At 62.0% G+C, this 23,985-nt stretch carries 29 protein-coding genes and 3 pseudogenes; 19 read left to right on the top strand and 13 right to left on the bottom strand.

Features of this window, described 5'->3' with window-relative positions; genetic code table 11:
• Positions 1 to 210: 210 nt before the first annotated feature.
• Positions 211 to 1,566: pseudogene (locus BN873_RS17865) on the bottom strand (IS1182 family transposase).
• Between the two features lie 124 nt (positions 1,567 to 1,690).
• Between BN873_RS17865 and BN873_RS17860 the strand changes: the two are divergent.
• The 7 genes from BN873_RS17860 (at position 1,691) to BN873_RS17835 (ending at position 5,689) form a co-directional block, all read left to right on the top strand.
• Entirely contained in the window at positions 1,691 to 2,170 is a 480-nt protein-coding gene (locus BN873_RS17860) for an EVE domain-containing protein (RefSeq protein ID WP_320411717.1), read from the top strand.
• A 291-nt stretch (positions 2,171 to 2,461) separates the two neighbouring features.
• Positions 2,462 to 2,992 (top strand): DUF4184 family protein, encoded by a 531-nt coding sequence (locus tag BN873_RS17855; protein WP_048676905.1) that lies wholly within the window; start codon positions 2,462 to 2,464, stop codon positions 2,990 to 2,992.
• 7 nt (positions 2,993 to 2,999) lie between these two features.
• A complete protein-coding gene (locus BN873_RS20595; protein WP_171820520.1) occupies positions 3,000 to 3,155 on the top strand; it encodes a hypothetical protein in 156 nt (51 codons plus the stop codon).
• Between the two features lie 221 nt (positions 3,156 to 3,376).
• Complete coding sequence (locus tag BN873_RS17850; protein ID WP_048676903.1) at positions 3,377 to 3,970, top strand: LexA family protein; 594 nt, start codon at positions 3,377 to 3,379, stop codon at positions 3,968 to 3,970.
• A complete protein-coding gene (locus BN873_RS17845) occupies positions 3,970 to 4,452 on the top strand; it encodes a LexA family protein (protein ID WP_048676901.1) in 483 nt (160 codons plus the stop codon). Before BN873_RS17850 ends, BN873_RS17845 begins: the two co-directional genes overlap by 1 nt.
• A gap of 43 nt (positions 4,453 to 4,495) precedes the next feature.
• Complete coding sequence (locus BN873_RS17840; protein ID WP_048676899.1) at positions 4,496 to 4,879, top strand: VOC family protein; 384 nt, start codon at positions 4,496 to 4,498, stop codon at positions 4,877 to 4,879.
• A 132-nt stretch (positions 4,880 to 5,011) separates the two neighbouring features.
• The gene (locus tag BN873_RS17835; RefSeq protein ID WP_048676897.1) at positions 5,012 to 5,689 is read left to right on the top strand and encodes an SOS response-associated peptidase; all 678 of its coding nucleotides are present in this window, start codon (positions 5,012 to 5,014) and stop codon (positions 5,687 to 5,689) included.
• A gap of 768 nt (positions 5,690 to 6,457) precedes the next feature.
• Here BN873_RS17835 and BN873_RS17830 read toward each other — a convergent pair.
• The 5 genes from BN873_RS17830 to BN873_RS17815 all read right to left on the bottom strand — a co-directional run bounded on the left by BN873_RS17830 (position 6,458) and on the right by BN873_RS17815 (position 9,183).
• On the bottom strand, positions 6,458 to 6,886 hold the full coding sequence (locus BN873_RS17830) for a hypothetical protein (RefSeq protein ID WP_071244463.1): 429 nt from the start codon (positions 6,884 to 6,886) through the stop codon (positions 6,458 to 6,460).
• 39 nt (positions 6,887 to 6,925) lie between these two features.
• Positions 6,926 to 7,195 (bottom strand): hypothetical protein, encoded by a 270-nt coding sequence (locus tag BN873_RS17825; RefSeq protein ID WP_048676942.1) that lies wholly within the window; start codon positions 7,193 to 7,195, stop codon positions 6,926 to 6,928.
• A gap of 23 nt (positions 7,196 to 7,218) precedes the next feature.
• Complete coding sequence (locus BN873_RS21280; RefSeq protein WP_320411715.1) at positions 7,219 to 7,449, bottom strand: hypothetical protein; 231 nt, start codon at positions 7,447 to 7,449, stop codon at positions 7,219 to 7,221.
• 54 nt (positions 7,450 to 7,503) lie between these two features.
• A complete protein-coding gene (locus BN873_RS21275; protein ID WP_320411714.1) occupies positions 7,504 to 7,668 on the bottom strand; it encodes a P-loop NTPase family protein in 165 nt (54 codons plus the stop codon).
• Between the two features lie 237 nt (positions 7,669 to 7,905).
• Complete coding sequence (locus BN873_RS17815; protein ID WP_048676892.1) at positions 7,906 to 9,183, bottom strand: hypothetical protein; 1,278 nt, start codon at positions 9,181 to 9,183, stop codon at positions 7,906 to 7,908.
• A 408-nt stretch (positions 9,184 to 9,591) separates the two neighbouring features.
• Between BN873_RS17815 and BN873_RS20215 the strand changes: the two genes are divergently transcribed.
• The 3 genes from BN873_RS20215 to BN873_RS17800 all read left to right on the top strand — a co-directional run bounded on the left by BN873_RS20215 (position 9,592) and on the right by BN873_RS17800 (position 10,788).
• Positions 9,592 to 9,963 (top strand): hypothetical protein, encoded by a 372-nt coding sequence (locus BN873_RS20215; RefSeq protein ID WP_139031774.1) that lies wholly within the window; start codon positions 9,592 to 9,594, stop codon positions 9,961 to 9,963.
• Positions 9,964 to 10,033: 70 nt separating this feature from the next.
• Entirely contained in the window at positions 10,034 to 10,300 is a 267-nt protein-coding gene (locus BN873_RS17805) for a UPF0175 family protein (protein WP_048676888.1), read from the top strand.
• On the top strand, positions 10,297 to 10,788 hold the full coding sequence (locus BN873_RS17800; RefSeq protein ID WP_048676886.1) for a PIN domain-containing protein: 492 nt from the start codon (positions 10,297 to 10,299) through the stop codon (positions 10,786 to 10,788). Before BN873_RS17805 ends, BN873_RS17800 begins: the two co-directional genes overlap by 4 nt.
• 59 nt (positions 10,789 to 10,847) lie before the next feature.
• Here BN873_RS17800 and BN873_RS17795 read toward each other — a convergent pair whose 3' ends face one another.
• The gene (locus BN873_RS17795) at positions 10,848 to 11,201 is read right to left on the bottom strand and encodes a hypothetical protein (RefSeq protein ID WP_048676885.1); all 354 of its coding nucleotides are present in this window, start codon (positions 11,199 to 11,201) and stop codon (positions 10,848 to 10,850) included.
• A gap of 120 nt (positions 11,202 to 11,321) precedes the next feature.
• Between BN873_RS17795 and BN873_RS17790 the strand changes: the two genes are divergently transcribed.
• The 3 genes from BN873_RS17790 to BN873_RS17780 all read left to right on the top strand — a co-directional run bounded on the left by BN873_RS17790 (position 11,322) and on the right by BN873_RS17780 (position 12,768).
• Positions 11,322 to 11,735 (top strand): hypothetical protein, encoded by a 414-nt coding sequence (locus tag BN873_RS17790; RefSeq protein WP_048676883.1) that lies wholly within the window; start codon positions 11,322 to 11,324, stop codon positions 11,733 to 11,735.
• Positions 11,736 to 12,127: 392 nt separating this feature from the next.
• Positions 12,128 to 12,496 (top strand): hypothetical protein, encoded by a 369-nt coding sequence (locus BN873_RS17785; RefSeq protein ID WP_048676880.1) that lies wholly within the window; start codon positions 12,128 to 12,130, stop codon positions 12,494 to 12,496.
• A gap of 65 nt (positions 12,497 to 12,561) precedes the next feature.
• Positions 12,562 to 12,768 (top strand): hypothetical protein, encoded by a 207-nt coding sequence (locus BN873_RS17780; RefSeq protein WP_048676878.1) that lies wholly within the window; start codon positions 12,562 to 12,564, stop codon positions 12,766 to 12,768.
• On the opposite strand, the gene BN873_RS17775 is transcribed toward BN873_RS17780, so the two are convergent.
• Positions 12,739 to 13,104 carry a hypothetical protein gene (locus BN873_RS17775; RefSeq protein ID WP_048676877.1) on the bottom strand — a complete coding sequence of 122 codons (366 nt, stop codon included), beginning with the start codon at positions 13,102 to 13,104 and terminating at the stop codon, positions 12,739 to 12,741. The two genes, BN873_RS17780 and BN873_RS17775, sit on opposite strands and share 30 nt — an antisense overlap.
• Before the next feature lie 117 nt (positions 13,105 to 13,221).
• Between BN873_RS17775 and BN873_RS17770 the strand changes: the two genes are divergently transcribed.
• The 6 genes from BN873_RS17770 to BN873_RS17745 all read left to right on the top strand — a co-directional run bounded on the left by BN873_RS17770 (position 13,222) and on the right by BN873_RS17745 (position 19,377).
• On the top strand, positions 13,222 to 13,584 hold the full coding sequence (locus tag BN873_RS17770) for a hypothetical protein (RefSeq protein WP_048676875.1): 363 nt from the start codon (positions 13,222 to 13,224) through the stop codon (positions 13,582 to 13,584).
• A 138-nt stretch (positions 13,585 to 13,722) separates the two neighbouring features.
• Entirely contained in the window at positions 13,723 to 14,745 is a 1,023-nt protein-coding gene (locus tag BN873_RS17765) for an AAA family ATPase (protein WP_053085449.1), read from the top strand.
• Complete coding sequence (locus tag BN873_RS17760) at positions 14,735 to 15,484, top strand: hypothetical protein (protein ID WP_048676873.1); 750 nt, start codon at positions 14,735 to 14,737, stop codon at positions 15,482 to 15,484. Before BN873_RS17765 ends, BN873_RS17760 begins: the two co-directional genes overlap by 11 nt.
• 86 nt (positions 15,485 to 15,570) lie before the next feature.
• A complete protein-coding gene (locus BN873_RS17755; RefSeq protein WP_048676871.1) occupies positions 15,571 to 16,599 on the top strand; it encodes a DUF3150 domain-containing protein in 1,029 nt (342 codons plus the stop codon).
• An 80-nt stretch (positions 16,600 to 16,679) separates the two neighbouring features.
• Entirely contained in the window at positions 16,680 to 18,461 is a 1,782-nt protein-coding gene (locus BN873_RS17750; RefSeq protein ID WP_048676869.1) for a VWA domain-containing protein, read from the top strand.
• Positions 18,462 to 18,585: 124 nt separating this feature from the next.
• Positions 18,586 to 19,377, top strand: coding sequence for a hypothetical protein (locus BN873_RS17745; RefSeq protein WP_048676867.1), 792 nt, complete (start codon positions 18,586 to 18,588; stop codon positions 19,375 to 19,377).
• 414 nt (positions 19,378 to 19,791) lie between these two features.
• Here BN873_RS17745 and BN873_RS21085 read toward each other — a convergent pair whose 3' ends face one another.
• The 5 genes and pseudogenes from BN873_RS21085 to BN873_RS20705 form a co-directional block, all read right to left on the bottom strand.
• A complete protein-coding gene (locus tag BN873_RS21085) occupies positions 19,792 to 20,307 on the bottom strand; it encodes a hypothetical protein (protein WP_242434469.1) in 516 nt (171 codons plus the stop codon).
• Positions 20,308 to 20,433: 126 nt separating this feature from the next.
• Positions 20,434 to 20,688, bottom strand: a pseudogene (locus tag BN873_RS21410) (ProQ/FINO family protein); the annotation flags it as partial.
• A gap of 408 nt (positions 20,689 to 21,096) precedes the next feature.
• A complete protein-coding gene (locus BN873_RS17735; protein ID WP_053085448.1) occupies positions 21,097 to 22,113 on the bottom strand; it encodes a ParB/RepB/Spo0J family partition protein in 1,017 nt (338 codons plus the stop codon).
• Between the two features lie 10 nt (positions 22,114 to 22,123).
• Positions 22,124 to 23,368: an AAA family ATPase gene (locus BN873_RS17730; RefSeq protein ID WP_242434468.1), complete on the bottom strand. Its 1,245-nt coding sequence runs from the start codon at positions 23,366 to 23,368 to the stop codon at positions 22,124 to 22,126.
• Between the two features lie 356 nt (positions 23,369 to 23,724).
• Positions 23,725 to 23,985: pseudogene (locus BN873_RS20705) on the bottom strand (hypothetical protein); the annotation flags it as partial.

Raw genomic sequence — 23,985 nt, 5'->3', positions numbered from 1 at the left:
CTGTGCGTATATTCATCGTACTCCTGCTCACATTCCCTGCCACTGAACAGGCAAGAAAACCCCCATTTTCTTAATCGTTGCTGGTAGTTCCGCTAGCAGCCTGTCGGATTTGGGGGTGTTGGCGAAGCCAAATGCGGGTTAAAAAGCGATTTCCGCCCTTTTGGAGGCCATGTGGGGTAAAAATTCCCCCTTTCCGGGCCGTTGTCCTCGTTATGGGCGCAATACGGCCATGCGCTTCAGATTCCAGGCCAGGCAGACCAGCGTCCATTCATGGGTCACATGCTCCAAGCCCCGCAGCAGGAACTGGCGAAAGCCCATGGCCGACTTGATGATGCCGAACACCGGCTCGACCGTCTGCTTGCGCAAGGCGTAGCGGGCCTTCCCCACCCGCGTTTGCAGGGCATGGGCCATGGTCTCGAGCGGGGTGGCCTCGCCGGCCAGCGGCGCCGGTTCGCTGAACCGTTCCCGCTAGGGCGGATGATGGCTGTCCCGCGCCAGCGCGATCAGCGGTTCAATCCCGGCCTCGTGGCAGGCGATGACATTCGCCTCGCTGCAAAAGCCGTTATCGGCGAGCAGGTGGTCGGGGGTGTTGAGGCCGTCCGGCGACGCCTGAACGGCGGCGAGCATCGGCTGGAGCTGTTCCTTATCGTTGGGGGCCTGGGTGATCCGGGCGGCCAGCACCAGCAAGGAGTCGGTGTCAACCAGGGCCTGGGCGTTGTAACACGGCTCGAAGCCGCCACCGGATACGGGCATGATGCGCGATTCTTCGTCCGTCAGGTTGATCTGGTCCTCCGGGCGGGGACCCGGCTGGGGGAGCTGGGGTTCCTTCCCGCGCGGCTTCTTACCCGTGGCGGCCTGCGTGGCCTGGCGCGTGGCCAGCGTGGCCTCATACGCCGCCTGCTCGCGCGCCAACCGCTCCTGAGCCCGTGCCTCGATCTTGCCTTTGGCTGCGGCAATCGCCGCCAGCCGGGTCTCGCGCCGCGCCAGTTCGTCCGGCAGGTTCATCCCCTCGGGCAGGCCCGACCGGTCCGCCGCGTCCGCCTGCTGCAGGAGTTCCGCCACTTCGGCTTTGAGTTGGGCTTCAATCTTCTCGGCGTGACCATACGATAAGGCACTGTGCTTGCTGGCATTGGCGTGGATCTTGGTCCCGTCCAAACTTACCGTGCCAAACCGCGAGAGTGGGTTCTCTCGGGCCACTTGCAGAACCTGGACAAACGCCGACTCGAACTCAGCGCCAAACCGGCGCCGGAAGTGGGCCAGCGTGTCGTGATCCGGGTGCAGGTTGCAGGCGATATAACGAAACGCCAGGGAATCGTAGGTGGCCAGTTCGATCGGGCGGCTGGAAAAGGTCCCGGTGGCGTAGCCATAGATCAGCAGCGACAGCAACATCGCCGGGGGGTAGGCATCGTAGCCCCGGCCCGCGTAGGCCCGCTCCATGGCCGATAAATTGAGTTGCTCGACGACCTCCACGACGTAACGGGCCAAATGGGCCTCGGGTAACCACTCTGGGAGAGAAGGGGGGAGCAAAAAGTCCGTGGCACGGTCAATCGGGCGAAAGCGACTCATCGATCAGCATCCTCTGGACGGGTTCCGCTATTTTACAGGACCATAGTCCGACAGGCTGCTAGACTTCTGAAATTCTCAGTTTTCCGGGCAATCAACCCCGTCAAGAATCATCGATGAAAGGAGAATGATGGGCTACTGGCTACTAAAATCCGAACCGCAAACCTTCAGCCTCGCTGACTTGGAAATGGCTCCAGATCGAACGACGCCTTGGGAAGGTGTGCGTAATTATCAAGCACGCAACTTCCTGCGGGACGGGTTGCAGGTAGGCGATGAAGCCTTTTTCTATCACTCAGGAACGGCTCGTCCCGCGGTCGTTGGAATCGTTCAAGTGGTGAGGGCAGGCTATCCAGACACGACCGCATGGGATCCCGCCAGTCCCTATCACGATCCAGGTAGTACACCCGATCACCCGCGCTGGCATCGGGTGGACGTGCGGTTCGTCCGGCGCTTGCGGCGGGCGGTGACTCTGGCCGAACTGAAACGGTATCGAGACCTCTTGGGTGATTTCGCCCTGTTGCGCCCAGGGAGTCGGCTGTCCGTGCTGCCGGTGACCGCGGAACAATGGGCGTTCATTCTGGAACGGGAAGCTCAAGCACCGCCATGATCGATGATCGATGAATGAAGAAAACGAACTCCGTCTTCGAGAAATCGCGTGAGGACGGCCCTGAGTTTCCCGTCATGCACCTCTATTCACGCAGGATCGCCCTCACCGTGATTACCGTAGCGGGGAGGGGATGACCACCCACGCGAGCCTCGTAAACGAGGCGTACCGGGCGCTGGGCGGCGGAATGACCCTGCTCATTCTGCGGGTCCTCGTGCGGGTAATTTTATGGATTCTGGGAGTACCGCTCATGCCGTATCGTGCAATGCGGTCCCGGTTCAGAGCGTGTCCCTGATGCCCTTCACTCCCTTCCACATGGGACCGGGACTGGCAATCAAAGCCATCGCCGGTCGCCATTTTAGCTTATTGACCTATGGCATTGCCCAGGTCGCCATGGATATTGAACCGTTGATCGGCTTGTTTCAGGGCGCGACCGTTTTGCACGGTCGGAGTCACAGCGTCGCCGGTGCAACGGGGATCGCGTTGCTGGTCTGCTTGTTATCGCCACCGATCCGCCGGGCGCTACGCCGATGGTGGAATCACGAACTCCCATTCCATCGTCTGGAACGGTTCCGTTCGCCGGACGCTTTATCATGGGGAGCCATCGTGACCGGCGCGTTCATCGGCACTTATAGCCATGTGGCGCTGGACAGTTTCATGCACTCTGATATGGCCCCCTTTTGGCCGTGGTCAGCGGCCCCGGCATGGCGAGGGATCGTTTCGACCGAGACGTTGCATCTTTTCTGTGGTGTAACCGGCCTGATCGGAGTTCTGGCAGGGCTGTTACAGGGGCGGCGTCGCCCCGCGCCTCAGTCGCCGGGCTGAGAGCGGATTGAACAAAGGCAAGGTGCCCTGGTTGAAGGCGGCCCAGGGCGCATGTGAACACGGCGGACGGCATTTTACCGACTTGGATGAAACGGGTCTTGCTGCACTGTTGCAGGCCGCGCCCTCTTTCACCGTGCGGGAGACTGGGATTACGGCAGATTAACGCCCGGTCGGGCGGATGCGTGCTGATTCAACACGCTGCTGATCGCGGCCCCGGTGAGTACGCCTCTCCGGTAGGTTCTATTGCTGTTTGTCTCTCCCTGCATTCTGATCCTCCCGACGAACTGTAGCTGTTTCTCGCTATCCACCCCTTGATCCTCGCTTGACGAACGAGCAACGGTTGCCTATGATTAGAGTATATTTGTACTCTTTCAGGGTAAGGCCATGCCGAAGATACCGGATGACCGGGCTTACTTGGCCCGTCTCCAAGACTATTACGCCCGCTGGCGCAGCTTACCGGCCTATGGACCGTTACAAGCGGTGTTGGGGATGGCGTCGCGTTCGGCGGTCGCCAAAGTACTGCATCGTTTGCAAGCAGCGGGCTTTCTGGAGCGCACGCCGGACGGGCGCTGGACACCGACCGGGCGGTTCTTTGAGCGTCCTCACGCCGAGGTTCCCGTCCCGGCCGGTCTGCCTCTGGCAACCGCGGACAGTGGTGACGCCCGCTCGATTGACGCTTGGCTCGTGCGCCATCCGTCCCGGACGGTGCTGATCCCGATCACCGGCGATTCGATGATCGAGGATGGCATTCATTCCGGCGATGTGGCCGTTGTGGAGCGCGACACGCCGGCCTGGCCCGGTGATCGCGTCATCGCCGTTATCGACAACGAATTCACCCTCAAGACGCTGGCGGTGGACGACGGGGAAGCGGTATTGAAACCCGCCAATCCGGCCTATCCGGTGTTACGCCCCGGCGACCGCTTGCAGATTTTCGGCGTGGTGGTCGGTTTAATTCGCCACTATCGGAGGCTCCCTTGATGCTCACCGCTTTGAACTCATCCGCCACTGCATCGGCCTTTTCCCTGTGGCTGATGGAACACAACACCCACCGGACGCCGGAACCGACCGGCTGGCCGTTGTTGACCATGCCGATACCGGCTGGCGCACCAATGCCGCTGTCTGATGACATCGAGTGGTTTCCCAGCCTGGATGACCATCTGGTACGCAATCCGGCCCAGACGTTTCTGCTGCGCGTCGCCGGCGAGGGGTTGGCCGAGGCCGGGATTCATGACGGGGATTTGCTGGTCATGGATCGAGCGACGCCGCCGCTGGCGGGCAGTGTGGCGCTGGTGATCGTGGAGGGGGTAGCCGTCCTCACCCGCCTGAGCCGCGATGCCCAAGGCCGGTTGAGGACATCAGCGGCAGAATCGGGCTTCGGCCCGCCGCTGGATGGAGCAACGAGGGTGGGCGTCGCGCGCTGGGTGATTCACCGGCTCTGGCCGGGACGGCTGTCTTCCTGACCCTTCACCGGGGGTTTCCTTTCAAACCGACGAGGTGACGATGATGAACAAAAACTTCATGAAACACGGCGCTTTTAGCTGGAACGAGTTGATGACCACGGACGTTGAAGCCGCCCAACAGTTTTATGGCGCGCTCTTCGGCTGGCAGACCGAAGACGATCCGGGCGGAGAGGGCTATGTGATGGTCAAGGTCGGCGGCGAAGCGGTCGGCGGGATGATGGCCGCACCGCCTGAATGCGCCGGGATGCCGCCGGCCTGGGGCGTCTATGTCACCGTGGACGATGTGGACGCCACTGCCCGTCAGGTGGAAACCCTCGGCGGGAAACTGCTGCGCCCGCCGGAGGATATTCCTGACATCGGCCGGTTCTGCGTGCTGCAAGACCCGCAGGGCGCGACGCTGTGCGCCATCACCTATCGGACGCCGTGAGACACCCCGAGCGCGACGGCGCGGCGCATCGCGGCTTGAGAAAAACTGAGGCTCACGCCGTGCTGACCCCGATGGACGTCCATCGCTTGCCCGACCCCACGTCAACCGGCTCAGCATGAGGAGCGCCATGCCATGTGCGGCCGTTTCATCCAAGCCACCACCGGCGAAGTCCTGGCCGAGCGGTTCCAACTCGCCACCCCGCCGGACCTCGCGCCCCGCTACAACGTCGCACCCAGCCAGCCGGTGGGGGCGGTTCGGATCGCCGCGGGTGGGGTTCGGGAATTCGTCCCCCTGCGCTGGGGTCTGATTCCGTCTTGGTCACCGGAACCCCGGACTGCTTACAGCACGATCAACGCCCGCGCCGAGACGGTGGCCGAGAAACCGACCTACCGCCAAGCCTTTCGCCGACGGCGCTGCCTGATTCCCGCCGACGGGTTTTACGAGTGGGTGAAACTCGGTGCCCGTAACCAACCGTACTGCATCACCCCAGCCGACGGACAACCGATGGCGTTCGCCGGACTGTGGGAACGCTGGGAACGGGACGGTCCAGTCATCGAGTCCTGCACGATCCTGGTGACCCAGGCCAATGCCCTGGTGGCCCCGATCCACGACCGGATGCCGGCGATCCTCAACCCGGCAGACGAGGCGCGCTGGCTCGATCCGGCCGCGACCGACCCCGCCGCCCTGCGCCCGTTGCTGGCGCCGTGCCCGCCCGAGCGGCTGCGGCTCTGGCCGGTCAGTTCCCACGTCAATCATCCGCGCCACGAGGGACCGGCGCTGCGGACGCCGCTGGCTACCTCCGTGAGTTAACGGTTCCCTCCTCCCCTGCGGGTCGGATCGGCCCTCCACCAGCGACCTCGGCGATGGGCGGAAAGAACGCGGTCCTCTCGGCCTCGGCTGGCTCGGGGGTTAACCCGAAGATCGCGGCGCGCACCGCGAGCGTCCAGAGGGGCTGGCCCTGGTCGGTGACGGGATCTGGCCCTCTTCAAGCGCGCGGGCGGTGATGTCGTGAATCGGCTCGGTAGTAAAGGTCATGGGGAAATTCTCAGGGTGGGATACGACAACGATTTCTTGGCCTTGCGCAGCGACCACGCAAACCCCTCGCGCTGCGCTCACGCGGCTTCTCGTCAGTGATCTTCCGGTGGCGGCAGGTCCGCCATCCGGCATGGCAACGCGCCGGCGCTCTGCTCCAATAACTCCCAGTCGATCCAGCGCCGGCCTTTCTCCAGATCACTCAGTGGAGGGCCGTTGGGGCCGCTGCGCCGCCTCGGCGCTGTGGCCTTACGGTCGGGCGCAACCCCCGGTGATCGGGCGCGGGCGCGGAGAGGATAGGGTGGCGCTGCTGTATCGGGCCGCCCTGACCTCGAAGCCGCCGCGTCCCGTGCGCCGAACCGTGGAGGGTGGGGAGTACCGTTTTAAAGGACAGTGGATCGCGGCGGTGGGAGTGCCTTGCTCATTTTCTGCGCAACTCGATGACCGCACGCAACCCCGCGATTCAACAGGTATCCTCAGCGGACCAACCCAGTTTATCCACAAAAAATGTGGATAACACCCTTGACCCGCCACGCCGGGCCGATCTCAATCCTTCGAGATCAATCCGTCGAACAGATCCTTAACCGCCCAGGGTTTGCGCCGGTTCCGGTAGGCGCTTTGGAGGTGCTGGCGCCGGTCGTGGCGCCAGTGGCAGCGCGGGCAGAGCGCCGCCAGATGGGCCGGGTCGTTGTGGGCGGGATTCTGATCCAGATGAGCACAGGTCAGGATCGTTTTCACCAGGCGTCCCATCGGCCAGTCCGAGGGTCGGCACCAGCCCAGCGACTGCCCTCGATCATCAAACCATTCGCCGGTCTCCGGGTCCAGCCCGCCGCCGCCGGCGATCACCAGCACCGTCGCGCCGTGTTCGCGACCGCACCATTCACAGCGCCCGCCCGCCCGCTCGAATTTGATCCGAGCGGCCAGCGCCCGCCAGTCGGGGGGGTAGAGGGGGCGAAGATCGGGGTGGATGGGCATGATCATCTGATATTTTTAAAACGTTATGGCGTTATGGCGTCATTCTAATCCAGGCAAGCCTTTATCCGTGAAAAGGCGTGATAATCCACGAACCGCCCGCTGTTGAATGCGGGTCCCCTCGGTAACCGCCCGCTGATGCAAGCGTTCCCACTCCGCACGCGGGAGCCGGACCGTCAGCGCTACGGTATCGTCTTTGCCTCGTGTTCGTGGCGTGGGAGTCATGGCCCTTTCTAATTCTTCGCCGACCGGTTGATCCATTACCTTTCTAGGGGTAAAGGCGGCGAGACCCGTTCCAGTCGGCTTGCTCAAGAGAGTGGCTCCTTTAGCCACTGTCACAAGGTTCTCACTTTCTCAGCCGCTTTTCCATCCGGTTCAAACTCAGTCACCGCCCGTCCGGTGGCAACCGCTCGTGCGAAAGCGCGCCGCTCGGTGATCGTAACCGGCGCAACCCGTAATCCATAGTCGGAAAGGATCGGACGAGATTCAGCCGTTTCAGGCGCTCGGAAAGGACCAGCGGACCGTACGAATACGGCGGGCGTTCCGGCGGCTTTAATGATGTCCACGGCATTTCCTGCTGCAGCCCTGTCCAATGCGGTCGGGCGACAGGGGATCACGACTCAATCTACCGCGCGGGCGACTCGCGTCGCATCCGGTGCGGCGTGCGGAGCCGTGTCGATGATGCACAACGTCATGGCGTCATGACGTGATTCAGTATCCACAATCGCTACTTGTTCACCGGCTTCGGCGGCGGCTTCGGCAATATGCACCACGAGGGTCGTCATCGGCGCTACGCGAGTCGTTCTTTCCACCACCGGTCGGCGGAACGAACCGCCGCTTCGGGTACGGGACCTGCGGCAACGGCGGGGTCGGCGGGGTGCCGGTTGGATCGGGCGGGCGGCGGGCTGGATGTGGTTTTGGACTCGGTGGGGGCTTGGGGGCCGGAGCAGGGGCGGTGTTTGGATCGCGGTTCGAGCACGATCTCTTCGGCCCGGTTGCAAGGCGCTTTGAGCCAGAAATTCCTACTCCAGAACCCAGGGATTCTCCAGTTGCAAACGCCCCTGATACGGCAGCACCAGCGGTTTTTCAAGCAAGCAGGCCGGCAATTTCAGTGCCGGGACCAGACGCGCCTGCGCTTCGCCCGGATCCGTGACGAAAATCGACCAGACGGCGTTGGAACCGTGGGGCAGCAACAAGCCCTGGCGGCCCATCCGATGGTAGATCACGCGGCGCTCCGGGAACGGTTGCGCTTGGACCCAGGGCTGCTCCATCAGCTGTTCAGCAAACAGGCGCGCCGTCACCCAGTACGCTTCTTCAGTACGCCAGCCCGGTCCCGGTTGCCGGTTAAACAGCGGGTGGCGAATCAGGTCCTGCAAGACCTGGCGCACGGCTTGGCTCAATTCCGTGGGGTGAGACGGCCTCTCGTGAGCGTCGAGCGGATCGTCGTCCTCAAGCGGCGGGGTCTTGACCGCCGTGGCTTCAGCATCCGGCAGGGACGGGGGCTGCGCCGGCGCAGCGGTCGTGGAGGCCCGTGCCACGCTCTGAGGGGACGCGGCCCATTTTCTTCGAGGCGCGGCGGTCGTCGGCGCTGACGCCCTGGGTTCAGCCGCCGCCACGGCCGGCGCCGCGGTCGTGGAGACCGGAGCCGCGTTCGGCAGGGACGGGGACTGCGCCGGCGTCGTCTCGGTGGCGTTCACCTGCGCCCAGAACGCGGCTGAATCCATCCAGTCAATCCCCAGGGCGGCGGCGGAGAATATCCATTTTTGCCCTTCCTCGGGTAGCCATACGCCCGCCAGCAGGGTGCCTAGACCCGAATAGGCGTCCTGAATCCGGGGCGATACGGCGCGCCACGCCCGCGCTGGACGGTGCGGATCGGCGATGCGCGTCAGCGGGCAGCGCATGAGCGAGTGGCGGTGTAAGGCGGCTTGATGGGCGGTTTCCAGAGCATCGCACAGTACGCGAATAAAAATCAGATAGCGCCAGGGGAGGGCGTTTGCCGGGTACCGTAGCCGCAACGCCTCCACCCGCTCGGACAGCGCCTCCAGACGAGTCAACGCCTCCTGAAGCCACGTCAGAGAATCCTCGTTCCCCGGTGGCGGATCGACCGGTTGCGGACGGGCTTGAGCCAAGGCGCGCAGACTGGCCTGGCCCAAGGCCATCTCTTCCGGCGCTTCGCCTGAAAACCAGCAGGCCGCCCGCCGCTGCTCCGCCGCCGGAATACCGACGGGGAAGGAAGCGACCGGCGGGGAAGGAGGCCGGGGATCGCTCTTCCTCCCAAATAACCCATCCATCAAACCCATACCCACTCTCCGGTCCCGGCGTCGCCGCGCTGCTGAGGATTGACACCCGCTGTTCGCCGATGTAATAGTTTAGCTTCTTCAATAGGTTCTCCCGCACCTCTTCAAAAAACCGGGAACAGGGTGTCCTACCTGTATAAACCTGGGCCGGGTGTTCCCGCACCGTCGTCAGCAAACTGGGAACAGCGTGTCCTGCCTGTATAAACCCAGGACATCGCAGTAGGCCCCTGCGTATAAAAAGGCCCCAAGGACATCGCCAAGCTCTGCGATTTCAACCACTGACCAAGGAGGGCGCAACCGGGATGGCGTGCGGGAAGCCCGGTAAAATCCGCCGTGCGGGCTGAAGGATTCCACTGAGAGCCAAAAGAGTATCGATGCTCTTTTGCAGCGTGAGGGGATCAGCCATTCTTCGTGTCGGCTTTAGCCGATTACGTCGTATGGGGCGACATCGACCGATTTGATGCGTCTTTTAACCGTCTCCCTGGCCTGAAGGCCGAGGCGGTCCACCCTCGGCGTCCGCCGATCACCGTTCTATCCCGCTGGGGATCTCTGATCCCCGGCGAAGGGCTGGGCGCGTTCCCCGCATTTTGGAGACCCCCACGCCGCAAAACATCCTTTGTTATGCTGGGCGTCCTCCTTGGAGGCGCCGCCCGTCATCCCGCGCACGCCCTGCACGCAGGAGGCGCGTCTCTTCTTTATCGCGCTCTTTTTAGCCGCCAAGCTGCCGTGGTCGAGCAAGAACGCCCGGACGCTGCGGCGTGTCCATCGTCGGCCCTGAATTGAGCCAGGAACCCCCATCTTCCAGAGCGGGGGGAAGATCAGTAAAATCATTGAGTTGAAAGGAGTTAAACCCATGACTGGAGAAGCCATAGCGACCCTCGAAATTCCGCAGGCCGTGTTGGACGCTGCACACTTGACCGTTCTTGATCTGCGGCGTGAGTTGGCGCTCGCCCTCTATGCCCAAGATCGGCGGTCGCTCGGTCAGGCTCACCCATTCGCTGGCCTGACCCTATGGGAATTCCGGCAATGGCTCGCCACGCGGCGTATCGAACCGCACTACGACATCGCTGAATTGCGGGATGACCTCACCCCCTTGCGCGAACGGGGTCGCCTTTCTTGACGGTCGCGATCAGCCATACCTCACCACTGACCCATCTTGCCGCCATCGGCCAGTTCGATCGACTCCAACCACTTTTCGGTGAATTGCTCATTGCCGAGGCGGTCTGGGAAGAACTGAACGCCGGTGGAAAATTCTGGCCGGGCCGCAATGAGGGGGTCGGCGCCCACTGGATCACGCGGCAAACGGTAGCGAATCGACCCTTGGTGACGGCTTTGCTGGAACATCTGGATCGGGGTGAAGCTGAAACCATCGCCTTGGCGATGGAGCATCAACCGCCTTTGATTCTGATGGATGAAAAGGAAGGCCGACACACCGCACAACGATTCGGGCTGAAAACGGTGGGCGTAGTCGGTATTCTGCTCGAAGCCCACTCGCGTGGTCTGATTGTGCGCGTGGGTCCGGTGCTGGATCGGCTACGCCGGGATGCGGGCTTTTTCCTAAGCGACCGTGTCGGCCAAGCCGCATGTGAATTCTGTGGCGAGGCATAAATTTCGCCAAAACGTTCGCGGGTTAATGCGCAAAGTCGATGAGGAAATTCTGACTCGGCTTACGAAATAACGAAAAGTTTCTGCCGGGTTTCGTAACGTCGTCGGGCCCGCTCGACGGACGCGGAGTCGCCCGTCAGGGCCGCCACCCGTAGTTCGTGCCAGGGCTTACCGGCGGCGCGTTCGGCCCATTGTCCCAGCGTGTCCTCCATGAAGACACGGGCGGAGAGCCGCATGGCCGTTCGGTAGTCCTCGAACGTCTGGAGAGTCTCAATGCGATTGCCGAAGCGAGCGAAGCGCCGCCGATAGGCGTGCCGCCCTTCGTCCGTCCAAATCAGCCATCCGCTCTCGTCGAGAGGATCAAGCGGTTCAGGTTCATCATCGTCGGGGATTGAGGTTTCGTTACCGTCTTTCATGCGCGCGCTCCAGTCCAGTGCTGGAGCCCGCATCGCATGAGTGGTTCATTTTGCAACCCCACCGGGGACACCGTCCCCGGTTAAGGGCGTGGCGTGTCCTCTTTTTTTATGGAGGCGCCCATGGATTTAAGCGGCTTGTCGCCGGCTTTTAAAGCGGTGATGGAAATCGCCCATCACGCGGGATCGGGGATGACCGTCCAGCAATCCCGTTCCATCCCTTTCCCCACCGGTGTCTGCCAGGTGTGGGAGTTCAAGCCGGCCCTGCCGCCTCTGGAGCGGGAGCCGGTGGTCGTCGGCGTGTTGCTTCAAGGGAGAGGGATTGCGCGCTGGACGCCGTTGAACATGACGTTTGGGGAAGCCGTGGCGCATTACGAGCGTCTGGCGACCCCACGTCGGGCGGCGGCGGAAGCGGAAAGCGCGCCGATACACACGGCTCCACCCGTCTCGAATGCCCCCACCACCGCTCAGTGGCCGGTCGCGGGGCCTCCCCCGGTGTCACGATTCGCCGGCCACCGTTGCACGGCAACGCCGTGATGTGGGCCGGGGGCGCGTCTTGAGACTCTCGCCGACCGATCCGCAGGGGCGGGCGGCTTTCGACCCGATCACCGGCGGGGAGGACACTCCTGCCGATCCTTAGGGGCTGCCACGGGTAAAGCTTCTCGGCTTTATCGAGTTGATCCTGCGGCCCCTTCCCCAGCACAGCCGGATGACGCACCTCTCGCCCTGCGGGTTCTGCGCCTTTAACGGCCTGTGCCACGACGGCGATCCAGCCGGGCTGATCTTCCTAGAAGACCCGCCCGCGCCGGTCGCCGTGCATCCGGTCGCCGAGTCGCAACCGGCGATGTTGTCGTTGTTCATCCCAATCGGGGACCTCTCCTCCCCGGCGGGGGCGGGGGGTGTCCTCATTTTTTATGGAGGCGCACTTGATGATGATGAAGAAGTTAGTGGTGATTGCTGTGGTCGCCCTGAGCGGTTGCAGCACGATTCGATCCCTGGATGAGCAGATTTCCGCGCACATCCAGGGATCGTTCAGGCCGACAGCCGCTCGGTCGAATGTCCGGGTGGTGGAAGACGTGAGGGTCTTCCGGCCCGTGCCACTGAGAGAGGGGCCGGGTCACGGCTACCGGATAATCCGCATTCTGCAACCGGGAGAGACGTGGGTGCCGTTGGGCACCATCGGCCCCTGGCAAGCGGTGCGGATAGGGCCACCGAGCGGGTTTGTCTTTTCTCGCTCGGTGGCGAAGAAGGCAGGGATCAAGACTGACGCTAACAGCCTTGATCAAGTGAAGTTCTAACTCAATCGGGGGTCTACCCAGTCCCCGGGTTGGGGGCCGGGTCGATCTCCTTTTAGGAGAATACCATGGAGCTTAAGCCGGTTAAAAACTATCTGGAAAGCAGTTCGGTTGAAGCATTGCGACGGTTCATCCTCCACTGCGAACGCCTGATCGACAGCGTGGACGAAGACCTCCGCCAGGCGGCTCGTGAAGCGCTGAAACTGGCTCGCGAGGAGCGGGCCGTCCGCGAGCGGTTGCGCGGGCTACACCGTCACCCCGATGAGGGCCAATAGTTTATCCATGCCCTCGGCCATCCGTTGACGCCGTTCCTCAAGAGGCATCAGGCGTCTTCCCCGAACGCCATCGGTGATGAAATGCAGATCATCAATGGCGTTATTGGCGTCGTCATCGTCCTTTTGATCCGGCGGTAGCCGTCGGTATTCGCGCATGGAGACGCTGCTCATCGCATCCTCGACCTCCTCCAGCGTGCGAAGCCGTCGAATATCGACGCCGACGCGCGCGAAGCGTGAGGCCAGAGCCGCTTGGCCGGTTCGGGTGAAGCGAATGCGCTGGGTCTGCGGATCGAGAAGCAAATAGCCGTCAAGGGCCAGGCGCGTTTCTGAACTCATGGTCGCCTCCTTCCAGGAAATAATTCTGAGGATACCACGAGTTTTTTGATGTCAAGCCCTTCCTTGGGGACCCTTCTCCCCAAGGGATGAGTGTCCCCTTTTTTTATGGGGACACTCATGCAAGCGACCTTCTTGATTGAAGAAACCCCCGCGCCGGGCGTGAAAACGCATCCAGTCTCTCATCGCTCCTTACGATCACTGGATGTAAAGGGCGAATACCACGATTGGCGCGCCGATGTGGGCTGCCTGGTCGAGCACTGGGAGGAACTGCATCTCGTGTTCCTCCAATCCTCGTTGCGCAGCCTGGCTTCCAGCGAGCCGCAGGAACGGGAGGAGATTCTGCGGTGGCTGAATGCGCCGCAGGTCCGGCATCCCGAACCCTTCAGCTTCCAGGCGTGCCTGGCTTTGTACGACCCCCGGCTGGATGCCGAGGACGTGCAGGGTCTAGTGCGCCGAGTTCTGCGCCGGTCGCGCGGCTAGCGGTTTCCGGCGTTTCGTTCTTAATCTCCTCCCCGCCCTAACGGACGGGGATTTTCGCAAACCCCCTCGGGGACGGTTCCTACCGATTCCCCGCAGGGGGAGCCGTGCGTGGAACCGCCTCCGTCAAGAGGTATCGCCATGCAAGAATTTCAAGAATTTCAAGTGAATAAAACCTTTGGCATCGCCGCGTCCGATCAGGTTCGGGTCTCCGGCTTGGCCATGCCGGGTCCCCTGACGCCTCGGATGGATCCGCAGTACACGTTCCGACAGAACCTGCTGTCGGACGTTTTAGGATGGCATCGGGGGATTGTGTCCGGCCCAATCCACGACGGGCTGTGGTTGACCGGCCCGATGGGGTCGGGCAAGTCCAGCCTCATCGTGCAGACCGCCGCCCGGCTGAACCTCAATCTGGTCGAGGTCAACGGCAAGCGGCGCCTGGAAGTGGCCGATTGGGTCGGGCACCTGACCGCCATAGGCGGTGATGTCCTGTTCGAGGACGGTCCCCTGACCACGGCGGTGCGCCACGGCGCCTGGCTGTTGATCAACGAGGCCGATCTGATCGACCCCGGTGAACTGGCGGGATTGAACACCCTGCTGGATGGGGGGCCGCTGATCATCCCGGAGAACGGGGGGGAAGTGGTTTTCCCCGCCCCCGGTTTTGGGCTGATTTGCACCGCCAATACCGTCGGCCTGGGCGATAGCAGCGGCCTGTATGCCGGGGTGCAACGTCTCAATGGGGCGTTCCTGGACCGGTTTTGGGTCGTCAAGGTGGACTACCTGACCGGCGAAGAAGAGTTTGCCCTGATCAAACGGCGCGTGCCGCAAATCAAGGACGAACTCTTGCGCGGCATGATCCAGGTGGCGGCGGAAGTCCGCGCCTTGTTTCAGGGCGCAGGGGAATCCACCGCGCCGCTCGACATCACCTTGTCCTCGCGCACCCTGATCCGTTGGGCTTACCTGACGGTGCAGTACGCCGGCGACAAGAACCCGTTGATGCGCACGCTTCAACGGGCGTTGACGAATCGGGTAGAACCCGAAACCGCAGAAGCGATTGAGGGAATGACCCGGCGCATTTTTGGGATACCGAACTCCTCCACCGGGGAAGACGCCCAGAACGCGGCGGGACCCTCGACGGCCGGGGGACCCGCCCATGCCCATTAAAGTAAGGCTGCTTCGGTATCAATTTCCCGACGGACGGTCCAAGGATTGGGCGTATCCCACGCCGGTGATGTCGGATGCACAGAACTTCACGGTCTATTTTGGCCGTACCGGTTCCACGCTGCGCCAACGGGACACGCCTGCATCCGCGTGTCGCAACGGCAGCGTGTTCGCGGAAGCCCCGCAGCGCATTCGGGAAAAGCGGGCGAAAGGGTATCGGGAACTGGGCGAATATTGGTTGGCCGATAACCACCGAGATTTGCGCCCCGTCACCCCTGCGCCCGCAGGGCCTGAGCCGATGATCCACTCGGCCTCGACCCCGACGCCACCCGCTATCGGGCCTGCTCTGTACTGGCGGTTGCGGATTCAAGATCGGGCGGATGAGGCCGCTCTGGAAAACGTCGGTCAGACCGTGGCTCGGCAACTGGAAACGGTCGGCTGGCGAGTCACGAACCACAGCGCGGGAGAGAGCATGTTCCATGGGTTCTGGCCCCCCGTCGTGTCGGGAGCCACCCACGGTCGAGTGGAATTGTTACCCGGCTACGAACCGGTGATCGCCTTTCTGTTGCTGGTGGCGCGCCGCTTCACCGGGGTCCGGGTAGCCAACGAAGACCAGCAAGTCATCACGGATTGGCCCCAGGAACTGCCGGTGTCGGATCAGATTCTGGAAACTCTGGGGTTAAAGCCGGTGAGCACAGAACGCCTCCTGGCCGACATGGCCGGAGAGGCGTGGTTCTACTAAGAATCGGTCTTGGGCGGACACCCTCCGTCCGCCTCCCAGGCCGGCGGAGGGCGTTCGCCTTTTTCTTCAACGAGAAGGAGGTTTTGATGCACGCGCAACCCTTGACCCTGTTGGCGAACGAGTTGGTTTTCGTCAACCTCGATATTTCCTGCTGGAGCGGGAAAAAGAGCTTGACCCCGGAAGATTTGGGCCTGGATCGGTCGCAACTCCCGCCCGAAACCTTGGTCTCCCTGGGCGAAAAGCAGTTGATTAATCCAGAGGCGCTGCGGGAATTCACCACGATCCGCAGCGCCGCCCGCCGCCACTGTCTGGTGGTGGGAACACGGTTTATGGGGGGTTACGCCGTGCCCAGCGCCAAAGCCCAAGGGCTGCTCGACCAGCTCACGGTGCTGGAACAGCGCTATCAAACCGTGCGCACAGCGTTTCTGGATACCTATGACGGTCAGCTGGCGGCCTGGGCCGATCAGCAACCGCTGGAGTGGCAGAAGCTGATTCGAGAAGCCCTGGTGCCTGCCGAGTACGTGGGTGGACGGCTCCATTTTGCCGTTCAGGCGGTGCGTTTTAGCGCGCCTTCACCCCAAGTGGTCGCGCATCCGGGCCTGGAAAAGGCCCTGTCGGGTTTATCGGGGCAAATTTTGTCCGAGATCAGCCAACAGGCGCGTGAAACCCTGGAAGAGTCCTTCCAGGGGAAAACGACCGTGACCCGGCGGGCGCTCAGCCCGTTGAAAGCCCTGCGCGACAAGCTCGATGGCCTGTCGTTTGTGGACAGTGGCTTTCGGGCGGTGGTGCTGGAAATCGATCGGCTGCTGGCCGGCATCCCGGACCGTCTACCGATTCAGGGCCGGGTCTTGGAAGGTTTACGGCAATTTCTGTGCCTGGCTTCTCAGCCGCAAGGGCTTCAGACCTGGGCTGCGCAAGCAGCTCCGGTCGTGGATGCACTGTGGACGGGTATCAGCACCGATTTAGCTTTTACTGTGCCGTTCAACGAGGACGCTGAATCTCCACCGTCCAATGAGGACGCGGCATCGCGACGGTTCGACGAGGCGGTGGAATCCACACCAAAGCTACCGGCTGAGGCCGAAGTGATCGACGCCGGCGGCGACTGGTTTTATTGACAGTTTTTTTACCCACTGCGGGGCGCGCGTCTTCCCCGTCGTGGGGGAGCGGCGCGCCTCCTTTCTTGTTGGAGGTGAGCATGAGAAGCAATCCCTTAGTGGGCGCCTTGCCCCTGATCGCCCAGATGCTGGGCCGCAAGTTGGGAGTCAAGGTCGAGATCGGTGGAGATGAAGCCTACACCGATGGGCATACCCTCCATTTGCCCCGCTTGCCGCTGGAAAGCACACCGTTGGCAATTCTAGCCAACGGCTTCATTGATCATGAAGCCGCGCATATTCGGTATACGGACTTCACAGTTCCGGTGCCGCCCGGCTTGGCGAAATTGTTGACCAATATCTTGGAGGATATCCGCATCGAGCAGGCGCTCGGCGTGGACTATCCGGGCAGCCGTCACAACCTGGCCGCGCTGGTGGATTATCTGGAGCATCACTCAGACGATGAAGCCGCAGAGCCCATCACTGAACAACCGGTCGCGGTTCAGGTCTTGTCCGCGCTACACAAACTGCTGCGCGCCCGCGTTTTGCACCAGGGCCTTCTGGCCCAGCAGGCCGATGATCTGGAAGCACGACTGGACGCGCTGCTCCCGGAAGGCGTGGTGATCAAGCTCCTGGCGCTGGCCTTTGAGGTGCGTCATGCGACCTCGACGACCGCCGTGCGGGATTTGGCGCTGCGCATCGTCGAGATGCTGAAGGAAGAGGAAGAAGCGGCGAAAGCGCCCACGCCGCCTGACCCACCCGACGCGCCACCGGGCGGCCCTCGCGCGGGTGAGACGGCTCCTCATAGCGCTGCTGCTTCCGCGTCCTCACCCGACGCTGGAGCAACGGAACCGAAGGGAAGCCCGCAAGACGCTGCTGCTTCCGCGTCCTCACCGGACGCTGGAACCGACGCACAGAGTCAAGAGGCGCAAGCCTCCTCCTCGGCATCGTCTTCGCAGACCGGATCCCAGGAGGCCTCCGCGCCACCGGGCGGCCCGGGTAAGACCGAAACCTTGACCGCCTTGTTGGCCGCCGATCCGTCGTCTACCGAGGGCCCGGACCTCGGCGCGCAAACCCGCACGCTGCTGACCGCCGCCGCCTCAGAAACTTCAGAGGTGAGGGTCGTTATCGCCGGGTACGACCCGCCGCCGCCGAACACCGCGCCCCAGGAGAAGGCCCGGCAGGCGCGGGCGGCCACCGCCGCCCTGCGTCACCGGTTGGGCGGACTGGTGCAAACCCATCAGGCGTCGGAGCATTGGGCGGCTTGTCAAGGTCGGCGACTGGCTACGCACCGGTTGTACAGCGTCCCATGGCCGCAAGCCCGTCTGTTTGACCGGCGCGTCGAGCGGTGGGCGACGGATACGGCGGTCGCGCTGCTGTTGGATTGCAGCGGATCGATGGCGCGCGACATGGCGTTGGCTAATCAGGCGGTTTTGGCCCTGGTGCTGGCCCTGGACGACCTGCCCGGGGTGGCGTGCTGGGCAGCGGCGTTTCCCGGTCGGCGGGATCAGCGAGTCATCCCGCTCAAGCAGTTTCAGGAGCGGGCTTCCTGCATTGCTGGACGCTTTGAGGTGCGGGCGCATGGCGGGACGCCGTTGGCGGGCGCGCTCTTGCGCGCCGGTTGGGAATTGATCGGACGTTCGGAGCCGCGCCGCTTGTTGATCGTGGCGACCGATGGACAACCGGAGGAGATAGACCTCGTGCGCTCGATCCTGGCCCGGTGCCGCGCCAGTGGCCTTGAGGTGCTGGGTTTAGGCATCGGCCAAGCCCTGGATGAGGTGGAAGACCTGTTTGGTCGTCGGGATGCCGTCACGATCCAGACGATTCAGGAACTCGCGCCGATGCTGTTCACGCTGTTGGAACAGCGGTTGACGCAGGCTGCGTGAGGAGTGTCGGACTCCACACGCCTGTTTTGAATTGACCTCAACCCGTTCGGGAGAGCACGCGCGATGCGTCATTCCCGAACGGGGGTGGCGCCGGGCGTTCTCCCCGACCTCTTTGGAGAACCGTATGGAACCCTTGAAGAGCGGGTCAGCGCGCTGGCCTGAATTCCTGCAACGCTACAGTCCCGCGGAGGGATTCTCGGTGCAAACCGAAATTCTGGATGCGTTGAGTCTGAACCCCGGCTTGATGAAGCTGTATGAAATCGCCTTGCACGGCGGGCATTCACCGGAATCCCTGGGACTCCCCCCGCTGCTGAGCCGGGAACCCGCCCTGATTTGTCGGGCCACCTTGCGTGATCCCCACGGTTGCGTCCTCGCGACCGCAACCGCCGCCGCCCCAGCGGGCCAAGCGGTGGAAGGGCTGGAAACCGCGGCTCGGCAACGGTTGCTGGCCGCGTTAGGCTTGGGCGACGACCTCGTCGACGTGGACGAAGCCCCTGATCAGCGGGATGAGAGGGATCAGGGCCTCACCGCGCCGGGGGTTCAAGCGCCTCTGCCGGGGACTGAAACGCGGGCCGTAGCGGGCGCGGACCCTGCGCCTGCAACGCCGGTCGACGAAGGCGGGGCGATGGCGACTTCCGCGTCGCCCGCGAGAGAAGACCCGGCGACCACCCTATCCGCCTCCGCCCAGGCGGTTGCTATAGCGCCGGTGGAAACGCCCGTCGATACGCCCTCCCGGGGGGCCTGGGGCGCGGCGACCGCCGCCACCGCCGAGGAGAGGGCGCTGCCGTTGTTGCAACGCCAGATTGCCCACCTGGCGTCCCTTCGGGGCATCGCCGTTCCCGAAGTCCATACCCGGGCGGAGGGACAAGCCGCCTTGAAGGCGTTGATGCAGCAACCGGCGGCGGTAGTCGTTTAGAGGCGTTTTTGTACGACCTTGGGCGTGCCAGCGGATTGAAAAACTCATCTCACCTCTGCCCCTCTCCCGCCAGCGGGAGAGGGTTTTTTATGCAGTGTCGTTAGTGTGTGGGTCGGGGCAGTTGGGGTTTGCCGTGATAGTTTTCAACGGCGTCGATCATCGGCGCCCACGGGTAGGCGGTATCCAGCGCGGTTGCGGGGCCTGAAAAAAACAGGATCGCACAGCGCCCGCCACACGACCAGCAGATTGCCCAACAAGGGTTCGGCAGTCGGGTAGTCTGCCCTCTCGCGGTGGCTACGAACCCTTGCCACCCTCCGGTCAGGAGTGACGCTTTCCGGGTCCAGGTCGTCGAGAGTCGGGCGGGACGGATCAGGGTAGGTTTTGTGGGTCAGGGCCGGTTGCCGAGAAGGGAGGCTATTTCGCTGCGGTGCGTATGAACCGGCTGAGATGATCGGTTGCCAGTGGGGCATCCGCATGGGATAGCGGGGCCGGGCGGTGTTCCAGGAAGGCCGGCCATGCCTTGGGGTTCAGGATCCAAGGAGCATCTCCGTTCCACGGGGCCGTCGTCTTGACGAACCCGCCCGGATACAGCACGACCGGCTGGACCTCGAACCGTGGTCCGGTCGATTCCCGGAGCACGTTTTGCAGCCCATGGGCTTGAGCCTTGCCTTGCACCATAGGATCGCGGTCGGGGACGTGGCCAGCGAGGGTGATCCGTGCGCCATCATAGACGATCTCCGGCTTACCCTGGGTCGGCTTAGGGTAAATCTGGGTTTCGAGGGTGAAGATTCCAGCTGGGCCGATCAGCGCGGCCACCCCGTGGGGATACGTCTGGGCGGCTTGCTCGAATTTCTTCCAAACCTTCGCCGGCCGGATCGCCGTGACGGTGCCCTCCTGCGTCTGGACGCCGATCTTGAGGCCGCCCTGCACGAGGAGCGGCTGGGGTAATTTGGAGAATTTGACGGTGAGTTCGAGTCGGCCAGCTACGAGGGACTCCTTCAGGAGGGGGGTAGCGTTGGCGAGAAGCGCGGCTTTTGCCGTCGAGGATGGGTTCCGGCGTGGTCGGCGGGGCGCGGTCCGAACCTCGTCCTCCGCCACCACGCCACCCGCCTGGCCCTGCAAGTCCATCCGAACCGCGCCGGCTTGTAGCGCCCCCCGATAGAGCGGCCGGTTACAGTAGCGGCCCAGCGCGCGCTTGATGGCGGATTTCTCGAAGCCCGCCGCCACCCAATCCTGGTGGATGCCGATTTTAAGCGGCCGGGGCTGCTCCCTGTCGAAGCAGGCGGGGCACGCCTCGATCAGCGCCGGCAGGACGGTGGCGCGCGCGGGCGTCGGTTCGGTGACGATCTGGCTTGCACTGCGGGATTGGGGTCGGTCATAGCCTACGGTTTCGTTCAGTGCAAGTCAGAGAAATGAGGTTCCGAGCGGGCTTAACTCGGCGACGCGGTATGGAGCGCTCCGCCACGCGGGCAGCGGTCGTCCAGCATGGTAGTCACGTTAGTTTGATCAACATGAGGGATTTCCCAGTGTTTGATCTCTATTTTTTAGAACCAACTCAATAGGATGAGTTGATAATTGCCAATTGGCAATTTTTCATGGTGAATACTCGCTTCTCGTACCTCAAGTTGCTAGCAATCCTCATTGAAAATTTCTGGTGATATTTTATATTTTTATCATAAAATTCATGTAGTTTTTTAAAAATTGCCAATTGGCAATTTCTTATTCGGCGAGCATCTGGAGCACATCACCGAACGCATTCAACACTTCTTCTCGGTTAGCTCCACTACGCGGTAGCACTTCGATCAGCAACCCGCCGCGTGGACGACGGATAGCGGTCAGCATTTTCTGCCCTGTCGCAGCCCGATATTCCAGAGGTGTTTGCTTTGGCTTGGTGGCCCGGTTCTTAGCAGCGGATTTAAGAAGTTGCAGAATCTGTTGTCCAGTCAGGAGCCCCTGTCCTGCTTGAAGAGCCTGCTGTTGCCGGGCGTAAAGTTCATCCGCGCGAGCTAGAATGCGGCGGCGAATTTGTGGATCCTTCAGTAGCGGCTTCAGTTCTCGGGCGTGATTGGCTTTGAGCTCCGTAATATCCGCATACGCCTGGATGATCCCGTCCGGCAGGACCGCCAAGTCTAGATAGCGACTCAGCCAGGCTTCGGAGACCTCCAGACGTTCGGCCATATCCCGCTGTGACCGGTAGTACGACTCCAGCGCCTGTCGATAATCCAGCGCCCGCTCGAAGTCGCTAATATCCTCCCGTTCCCGGTTTTCGCAGTCGCTCAGTCGGAAGGCTTCCTCATCGGTCAGGGCGCGAACCTCAATCAGAAACATCAATTGCGGGTAATTATTTCGACGCAGCCAATCGATGGCCCAGTGTCGGCGAGCACCGCAAATTACTTCGAAATCGTGTTGTGGATCACCCTGCACGCGGCGAACGATGGCCGGAAATTCCTGTCGCCCCTGCGCTTTGATGCCTTGGATCAGGTCGGCGCAGCGTTGCTCATTTAACAGGTCATAGCGCCGGTTATGTCGCGTCCATAACCGGCAGCGTTCTGGCTCCACCCACAGCAGCGTTTTTTCGATGATCTCACCGTTAGCCAATTGCGCCAGATGGTTTTCTCGCTCCTGAAGATAGCCGATGGTTCGCTTTCGAGCCGATACAGAATCACTAGTCTCCGATGGACCGGTTGTCAGCTCGCCCGCTAGATCTTCAAACAACACTTTGTTCCGAGCAGCCATGCATGTTTCCTCAAATCACACCTTCGCGGCGCAGGGCTTCGTGGTGACTGGGCCAAGTTTTCCGAATCAACAGTTCAATTTCCCGATTGACGGCATCGAGATACGCCTTGCAGCGTCGGTAGGTCTCGCGCGAAGTCGTGGCTTCTTCCAACTCGTAAACCGACATCAGCCGCGCGCCAGCATTATCGATTTCCGCTGAATCCTTCATGACCGTGTTAAACATGGCAGTTTGATAAACCTGGCGCATCATCCGGGTAATCTCGGTGTGGGCCGATTTGGTCTCATCCATGGCATTGATCAATACCTTGAGAAATTTGTAACGCGGTTGAAGACCCTGGGCTGCCAACGTTTCGAGCGCTTCGACTAGCAAGGTGAAAAAGTGCGCAGTGGAGCCAAAATCGACCGTCGCGGGGCGTACCGGCACCACCAAGGCCGTTGCCGCCCGGACCACGCTGAGCGACAACATGCCCAATGCGGGGGGCGGATCAATGATGACGACATCAAAACCGTCCTTGATCGTGTCGATGCCCAAGCGTAGTCGTTCCAGCATCAAGGGATTGGCCGGTAGTCGCGCAGCCAGTTGATATTCAATGCTGTAAAGCGACAGGTTAGCTGGGATGAGAGAAAGCTGATCCCAGTAGGTTGGGCGTAACGCATACGACAGAGTATCCCGCTCACGCATCAGGAAGGGGAAGAGGGTATTCTGGGTCTCTAATTCGTAATCCGGATTAAATCCGAACAGGCTGGTCAAGCTGCTTTGTGGGTCGCAGTCAATAGCGCAGACGCGGTAACCTCGCAACGCCAGATACTGAGCGACGTGCGCCACTAGGGTACTTTTCCCGACCCCGCCCTTGAAGTTAGAAACGGCTAGCACCAAGGGCTCGTCGTTTTCACCGCGCCATGGCAGAGTTTCAAATTCCCGACGCATGATATTGATGTCCGTCAGCGTATAACCGAAACGGCGGCCATGACTGTCCTTGCGCGGCTCCGGCAAGCGACCTGACTTTTCCGCATCCCGGATCGCGGTCGGTGTCCGTCCGACCATGCGTGCCGCTTCGGAAATGCTGAAACCAATCTTCAGCCGCTTCTGCTTGCCAGGTTCGAACACTGTCTCTCGTAAACGCTCGATGACCCGGTAGGAACGTTGCTCGATGTCTCGAATTTCATCGAGCGCAATATCGATTCCCGCAATAGCAAGGGCAGGGGCTACCATCCCTGACTCAAGCCTTGACTGCTCGGCGATAGCATCAGTCATGCCTGTTTCATGCTTGCGTAATTTTTTGCCGGTAGAGCTTACTTTCGTCATAAAAGAGATTTTTTGTGAATTTTGCAAAGTAAGTAGCATTGTAGTGAATAATTGCCTCGTAGTGATACCAGAAATCTTCCTTCAAAGAATCAAGGCAAGTACCCCAACTCTCATCTCCAAAAGTAGGTGCGACTCCGACGACCACCGATCAAGGGGTTAGGTGACTGTTCTCCAGAAGTCATTGCGACAATCTACAGCAGTGGTTTCGACCGGATGCAAAATTACAGCATTGATTGCGACTGGATTCCGGTTCGGCCATTTTGATTGGATATTATTTCAACGGGTTAAATTGATGAGCGGCATGATCATGCCTGAAGTCGCCACCGCTGCTGTGAAAAGTCGCAACGACTGCTGGAAATGACAAGCGGGATGTCGCGCCACCTCGAAACCGTGTCACGCGACACGGTTCGAGCGGTTAGGACGGTACTTTCTCGTCGGGCGGCACGAACCGGCGCCTCTTTCGGAACTCGACGTGCGGCATCGACGGAGCCGGGGGCGGGGGCGGCACGATCCGGTAGCTGCTCGTGACGCGGGGCCGGGGCGACCGGCGGCCGGGCGCCGGTCTC

The sequence above is a fragment of the Candidatus Competibacter denitrificans Run_A_D11 genome (assembly GCF_001051235.1).
GTDB lineage: Bacteria > Pseudomonadota > Gammaproteobacteria > Competibacterales > Competibacteraceae > Competibacter_A > Competibacter_A denitrificans.
This window is presented reverse-complemented; position numbering and strand designations above follow the sequence as displayed.